This window comes from Kitasatospora sp. NPDC004240, assembly GCF_053603215.1.
The window spans coordinates 34584-41146 of sequence record NZ_JBSGFD010000072.1 but is presented as its reverse complement, the minus strand read 5'-3'; the positions used below and the strand labels follow the sequence as shown (position 1 = coordinate 41146).

Annotated in this window: 4 protein-coding genes and 2 pseudogenes; 2 read left to right on the top strand and 4 right to left on the bottom strand. The window is 73.8% G+C overall.

Translation table 11 applies throughout. The annotated features are described in order from the left end of the window. Both ACWEQL_RS20875 and ACWEQL_RS20870 read left to right on the top strand, forming a co-directional pair. Positions 1-209, top strand: a pseudogene (locus ACWEQL_RS20875) (hypothetical protein); the annotation flags it as partial. 348 nt (positions 210-557) lie between these two features. Then, positions 558-2819 (top strand): glycosyl hydrolase family 18 protein, encoded by a 2262-nt coding sequence (locus tag ACWEQL_RS20870; protein ID WP_452151762.1) that lies wholly within the window; start codon positions 558-560, stop codon positions 2817-2819. 93 nt (positions 2820-2912) lie between these two features. On the opposite strand, the gene ACWEQL_RS20865 is transcribed toward ACWEQL_RS20870, so the two are convergent. The 4 genes and pseudogenes from ACWEQL_RS20865 to ACWEQL_RS20850 form a co-directional block, all read right to left on the bottom strand. After that, positions 2913-3614, bottom strand: coding sequence for a spermidine synthase (locus tag ACWEQL_RS20865; RefSeq protein WP_452151761.1), 702 nt, complete (start codon positions 3612-3614; stop codon positions 2913-2915). A gap of 72 nt (positions 3615-3686) precedes the next feature. Further along, positions 3687-4751 carry a YeiH family protein gene (locus ACWEQL_RS20860; protein WP_452151760.1) on the bottom strand — a complete coding sequence of 355 codons (1065 nt, stop codon included), beginning with the start codon at positions 4749-4751 and terminating at the stop codon, positions 3687-3689. 107 nt (positions 4752-4858) lie between these two features. Then, a pseudogene (locus ACWEQL_RS20855) lies at positions 4859-5410 on the bottom strand (cysteine dioxygenase); the annotation flags it as partial. 209 nt (positions 5411-5619) lie between these two features. Beyond that, the gene (locus ACWEQL_RS20850; RefSeq protein WP_452151759.1) at positions 5620-6525 is read right to left on the bottom strand and encodes a LysR family transcriptional regulator; all 906 of its coding nucleotides are present in this window, start codon (positions 6523-6525) and stop codon (positions 5620-5622) included. Positions 6526-6563 lie beyond the last annotated feature (38 nt).

The window sequence follows — 6563 nt, the reverse complement described above, 5'->3', positions numbered from 1 at the left end:
CGCCGGCCGTGCCCGCGCCCCCGGCGCAGGCGCCCCGGGCGGAGGAGCCGGAGGACGAGGAGCGCCGGCCCAAGGGCACCCCGGTGCGGGTCCCCCCGCCGGACTTCAACCCCTTCGCCCCGCAGCCGACCACCGAGGACGCGCCGGCCGAGGAGGCCGACGCCGAGGACGCGCAGCCGCCCGCGCCGCAGAACAGCCCCTTCGGCTGAGCCGGCGTCCGGGGCGGCCACCCGGCCGCCCCGGACCCGTTCTCCCCGCGCACTTCCCGCCCGTTCCCCTACCTGGCCCCCTGCCCGCCGGCCCCGCGCCCCGCCCCTCGTCGGCATGCACACGGCGCCAACTGGTACAGACCTATTGCCAGTTGCCGACCGGCTCCCTACCCTCGGGAAGCACCGGATCCTCCGCGGCACCCCCGACGGCCCGAGGCTCCGCTCCGCGCCGCCCCACGGCCGGAGCGCCGCACGCCGCTCCACGCACCTGACACCTGCACCTGACACCTCCCCACAGGTACGGGGCGATCCGGCCTGCCCGGAGGCCCCAGGACAGGAGCCACATCCATGCGCCGACGTCGGATCAGAATGCCGCTGCTGGCGGCCGGGACGCTGCTCGTCCCGCTGCTCGCCGTGTCCCTTCCCAGCACCACCGCCCACGCCGCCGGCTCCCCCACCGCGACCTTCACCAAGGGCAGTGACTGGGGCAGCGGGTACGGGGGCGGCTACACCATCACCAACGGCTCCACCACCGCGCTCAACGGCTGGACCCTGGAGTTCGACCTCCCGCCGAACAACACGGTGGCCTCGCTCTGGAACGCCACGTACACCACCGCGGGCTCGCACGTCACCGTCAAGAACCCGGGCTGGGCGAGCAGCCTGCCGCCGGGCGCCTCGTACAACCTCGGCTTCAACATCGCCTACTCGGGTGCCTACCAGGCGCCGCTCAACTGCAAGTTGAACGGCAAGCCGTGCGACGGCAGCGGGGACGACACCGTCGCGCCGACCGTGCCGGGCGGCCTCTTGGTCACCGGCAGCACGGACACCACGGTCGACCTGGACTGGACCGACAGCACCGACAACGTCAAGGTCACCGGCTACGAGGTGTTCCGGGACGGCGTGAAGGTCGCCACGACGAACGGCACGACCACGGCCGCCACCGTCGAGGGCCTGACCGCCTCCACCACCTACCAGTTCACCGTGAAGGCCTTCGACGAGGCGGGCAACCGCTCGGCCGCGGCCGGCCCGGTCGCCGGCACCACCAAGGGCACCGAGCCGGACACCGAGGCGCCGACCAAGCCCGGCACGCCCGTGGCCGCCGGCGTCGACGCCACCGGCGTCACCCTGACCTGGACCCCGAGCACCGACAACCGCAAGGTCACCGCGTACGACGTCTACAAGGGCGGCGCGCTGGCCGTCACGGTCACCGAGCCCACCGCGTACGTCGGCAGCCTGACGCCCGACACCGAGTACGCGTTCACCGTGCGGGCCCGCGACGGGGCCGGGAACACCTCGGTGTCCTCCGACCCGCTGACGGTGCGGACCAAGGACGGCAGCACCCCCGCGCTGAAGATCGGCTACTTCACCCAGTGGTCCATCTACGCCCGCGGCTACAGCGTGAAGAAGCTCGACACCTCGGGCTCCGCGGCCCGGCTGACGCATCTGAACTACGCGTTCGCCAACATCCACCCGAACACCAAGCAGTGCTTCATCACCAACAAGGCGGCAGGACCGGACAACGACCCGAACGCGGGTGACGGCGCCGGTGACGCCTGGGCCGACTTCGGCAAGGGCTGGGACGCCGGCAACTCGGTGGCCGGCACCACCGACACCTGGGACCAGAAGCTGGCCGGCAACTTCAACCAGCTGAAGCAGCTCAAGGCCAAGTACCCCAACCTCAAGATCCAGATCTCGCTGGGCGGTTGGTCCTACAGCAAGTGGTTCTCCGACGCGGCGCTCACCGACGCCTCCCGCAAGGCGCTGGTCAGCTCCTGCATCGACATGTACATCAAGGGCAACCTGCCGGTCATCGACGGCCGCGGCGGCGCGGGCAGCGCGGCAGGGATCTTCGACGGCGTCGACCTCGACTGGGAGTGGCCGAACTCCGAGGGCCACACCGGCAACATCATCCGGCCCCAGGACAAGGCCAACTACACCCTGCTGGCGCAGGAGTTCCGCCGCCAGCTGGACGCGCTCGGCGCCACCACCGGCAAGCACTACACGCTGAGCGCCTTCCTGCCGGCCGACCCCGCCAAGATCACCGCGGGCATCGACGTCCCCGGGCTGTTCGGCGCCTTCGACTTCGCCACCATCCAGGGCTACGACTACCACGGCGGCTGGGAGAACGTCACCAACCACCAGTCCGGCATCAAGGTCGCGGCCGGTGACCCCAACACCCCGGACCGGCAGTTCAGCTCCGAGATCGCCATCAACGCCTACGTCAACGGCGGCGCCCCGAAGAGCAAGCTGACCCTGGGCATCCCGTTCTACGGACGCGGCTGGACGGGCGTGCCGCGCGGCACCACCAACGGTCTCTTCCAGACCGGCACCGGACCGGCGCCGGGCAGCTACGAGGCCGGGTTCGAGGACTACCACAAGCTCAAGACCATGGCCACGAGCGGCGGTTACACCCTCTACCGGGACCCGGTGGCCGGCCACGCGTACATCTACAACGGGACCGTCTTCTACACCTACGACGACCCGACCGAGATCGCCCGCAAGACCGCCTGGATCAAGTCCCAGGGGCTGGCCGGCGCGATGATCTGGGCCTTCGACGGGGACACCCCCAACGGCGAGCTGATGGCCGCGGTGGACAACGGCCTGAAGTGACCCACCGTACGGGCGGGGGCGACGCGCCCCCGCCCGTACCGCCCGTACCGCCCGTACCGCCCGTACCGCCCGACCGTCGCGCGGGCCGACCGCTCAGCCCGCGCGACGGGCCAGGTGCACCACGTCCGGGACCCCGCGGGCGACCGGGATCTCCAGGGTGACCACGTCCGAGAAGCCCGCCGCGCGCAGCGCCTCCTCGAACTCCGGGGACGGCTGCGCGCTCCACACCGCCAGCACCCCGCCCGCCCGGAGCCGGTACCGGAGCACGGCCAGGCCGTCGGCGCCGTACAGGCCGGCGTTGGAGTCGGTGACCGTCCAGTCCGGGCCGTTGTCGATGTCCAGGCAGAGCGCGTCGTAGCGCTCGCCGTCCGCGCCGGCCAGGTACTCCAGCAGGTCGGTGTGGAGCACCTCGACCCGGGTGTCGTCCAGCGCGCCCGCCGAGAAGGCCGCGAGCGGCCCGGCCCGGTGCCAGTCGATGATCGCGTTCTCGCGCTCGACGACGGCGATCCTCCCCCAGCGCGGCTCGGCCGCCGCGTACGCCAGCGAGAAGCCGACACCCAGGCCGCCGATCAGCACCGAGGGCCGCCCGGCCGCCGCGCCCAGCGCGTCCAGGGCCGCCTGGATCAGCAGCCGCTCGGAGCGGCCGTCGGCGGTGTCCATCAGGAAGCAGCCGTTGGCGATGATCTCGAAGTGCTGCCCGCGCCGGCGCAGAACGACCTCGCCGTAGGGGCCCTCCCGCCGGTCGAGCGTGACGACGGTGTCGAAACCGTCCCGTTCGGGCAGTGCGGTGGACATGCGGCGTTCCTTCGGGCGCTCGGGTTCGCGGGGTACCCGCACGACTGTAGCGGAGGTGGCCGCCGGCCCCGCTCAGGCCGTGATCATCACCCCGGCGTACGAGACGCCCGCGACCACCACCCAGGAGCCCAGCCCGAGCAGGGCGAGCCGGCCGCCGGTGCGCATCATCGTGGGCAGGTGGACGGCGCTGCCGAGCCCGAAGAGGGCGGCCGCGAGCAGCAGCTCCTGGGCGTGCCCGGCCAGGTCGAGGGCGGGCTCGGGGAGCAGCCCGGTGGTGCGCAGCGCGATCATCGCCAGGAAGCCGGCCACGAACAGCGGCAGGACCGGCGGCCGGGCGGCCGGGGTGGCGCCGGTGGCGGACGTGGTGGCACCCGCCCGGCGCGAGCGCCGTACGGTGAGCGCGACCCCGGCGACCAGCGGGGCCAGCAGGGCCACCCGCATCAGCTTGACCAGGACGGCCTCGCGCAGCGCGCCCGCGCCGCCGCTCTGCGCGGCGGCGACCACCTGGCCGACGTCGTGGACGCTGGCGCCGACCCAGCGGCCGAAGCCGCTCGCGTCCAGGCCGAGCGGCTGCTGGAGCAGCGGCAGCACGGCGATGGCGAGGGTGCCGCAGAGGGTGACCAGGGCGACGGAGGCGGCGACGTCCTCCTCCTCGCTGCCGGCCGCCTGGCTGACCGCGCCGATCGCCGAGGCGCCGCAGATCGAGTAGCCGGTGGCGACCAGCAGCGGCTGGTCGCCGGGCAGGCCGAGGCGGCGGCCGAGCCAGCAGGTGCCGGCGAAGGTGGCGGTGACCACGGCGAGGACCACGGCGACGGTGCTCCAGCCCAGGCCGAGGACGTCGTCGAGGCCGAGCTTGAGGCCGAGCAGCACGATGCCGATCCGCATCAGCCGCTTGGCGGCGAGCGAGAGGCCGGGCTTGGCGACGCCTCGCACGATCGGGCGCAGGCCCGGCAGGTGGGCGGCGGCCATGCCGAACACCACGGCGGCGGTCATCGCCGGGACGGCGGGCAGCAGCCGGTGGACGGCGAGCGCGGCGCTCACCCCGAGGGCGGCGAGCAGCAGCCCGGGGGTGTTGCCGCGGCCGAACGGCGAGAGGGTGCGGGTGGGGCCGGGCCGCAGCGCCGTGAGGGCGCTCATCGCCGGCCGTCGGCGGCCGGCGGGCCCACCGGGGCGGTCGCGGCGGCGGTGGGGGCCATGGCGGCGGCGGAGGCCGACGCGATGGCGGTGGCGCTGGCGGCGGGTGAGGCGGGCAACCGGTAGACGCGCCGGATGCTGGTACCGAGACGGGAGATGTCCGCGCCGTAGACGTGGATGGAGATCGCGGTCGAGGTACCGGCGTTGCGCACCAGGTGGATGTCCCCGGGCGGGGCGAAGGCCGCGACGGTGCCGGCCGCGGCGACCGCGTGCTCGGTCTCGACCAGACGGGCGGCGCGCCCGTCGGAGACCAGCCGGTAGCGGGTCTCGCTCTCCTGGCCCTCGTGGACGCCGGCCACGCACCAGGAGACGTGGTCGTGGATCGGGGTCAGCTGGCCGGGCAGCCAGACCACCGTGACGATCGAGAAGCTCCCGTCGCCCTCGGCGTGCAGCACGTGCTGGCGGTAGTGCCCCGGGTCACCCTCCCGCTGGGCCGGGGTGAGCAGCTCCGGGTCGCCGAGGTGCGGGGCCAGCCGCTCGCCGACCAGGTAGGCGGTGAGCTCGGGCGGCAGTCCGCGGTCGACGACGGCGCGGATCTCGCCGACGAGGACGGCCATGCGCGCGGTGAGGTGGTCGCCGCCGATCGTCGCTGAGGGTGTCATGGCAGCAGGTTCGGCCCCGGCGACCCATCACGTCCAAGGAGGGTTTTTTCACCCCACCCCCATTCCCGCTTATGGATCGGTGCCCGGGGCGGCGTACAGCGCACGGCGATCACGCGTCGACGTCCACGCGTCGACGTCCAGGCGTGGGCGCCCGGGGGTCCGCGTCCACGGGTCCGCGTTCCCCGGACGGCCCGCCCGGACCCCGTGCGTCAGCAGCCGGTACGGGCGGCCGCCGCCGACCGCAGCTGGTCCAGCACCAGCGCGGTCGCGGGGATCCCGCGGTGCTCGCGCAGCACGTACGCGCTGACCTGGCGCCGCAGGTGCGGCTCCACGGCCCGGCCGGTGACCTTGCGGTGGCACATGAAGGAGAGCACCAGCGCCGGCATCAGCGCGATGCCCACCCCGGCGGCGACCAGGGACTGCACGGCGAGGTTGTCGTCGGTGGAGAACACGATGTCGGGGGCGAAGCCCTCCTCGGCGCACACGTGCAGCAGGTTGGCCCGACAGCGCGGGCAGCCGGCGATCCAGCGCTCCTCGGCGAGGTCCACCAGCCGTACGGCGTGCCGGCGGCCCAGCGGGTGGCCGACCGGGAGCAGCACCGTGAGCAGGTCCTCCATCAGCGGGATGACGTCCAGCTCCGGCGGCACGTCCACGGTGGCGCCGGGGTAGCTGAAGGCCAGCGCGATGTCGCACTCACCGCGCAGCAGGCGCTGGACGGAGTCCGGCGGCTCGGCCTCCAGCAGCTCGACCCGGACCCCGGGGTGCTCGGCCAGCAGCCGGGCCATCGCCTCGGGGATCAGCGTGGCGTTGGCGCTGGGGAAGGCGCAGACCCGGACCCGGCCGGCCCGCAGCCGGGCGAGCGAGGCGAGCTGCTGCTGGGCGGCGGAGAGGCTGCCGAGGATCACCTCGGCGTGCCGGGCGAGCGCCTCGCCGGCCTCGGTGAGCCGCAGTCCGCGTCCGGCCCGGGTGAACAGCGGCACGCCGACGACCCGCTCCAGGGCCTTCATCTGCTGGGTGATGGCCGGTTGCGTGTAGCCGAGCTCGCGGGCGGCGGCGGAGTAGGAGCCGGCCCGGACGACCTCGTGGAAGGTCCGGATGTGCCGTGAGTCGAACACCCGGCAATCATAAGCAGACATTGGGGGCGCGAGGGATT

What these genes read in the sequence shown, in the direction of transcription:
- ACWEQL_RS20870 (WP_452151762.1), top strand. Translation starts at nt 558, where the DNA reads ATGCGCCGACGTCGGATCAGAATGCCGCTGCTGGCGGCCGGGACGCTG.
- ACWEQL_RS20860 (WP_452151760.1), bottom strand. Translation starts at nt 4,751, where the DNA reads ATGAGCGCCCTCACGGCGCTGCGGCCCGGCCCCACCCGCACCCTCTCG.
- ACWEQL_RS20865 (WP_452151761.1), bottom strand. Translation starts at nt 3,614, where the DNA reads ATGTCCACCGCACTGCCCGAACGGGACGGTTTCGACACCGTCGTCACG.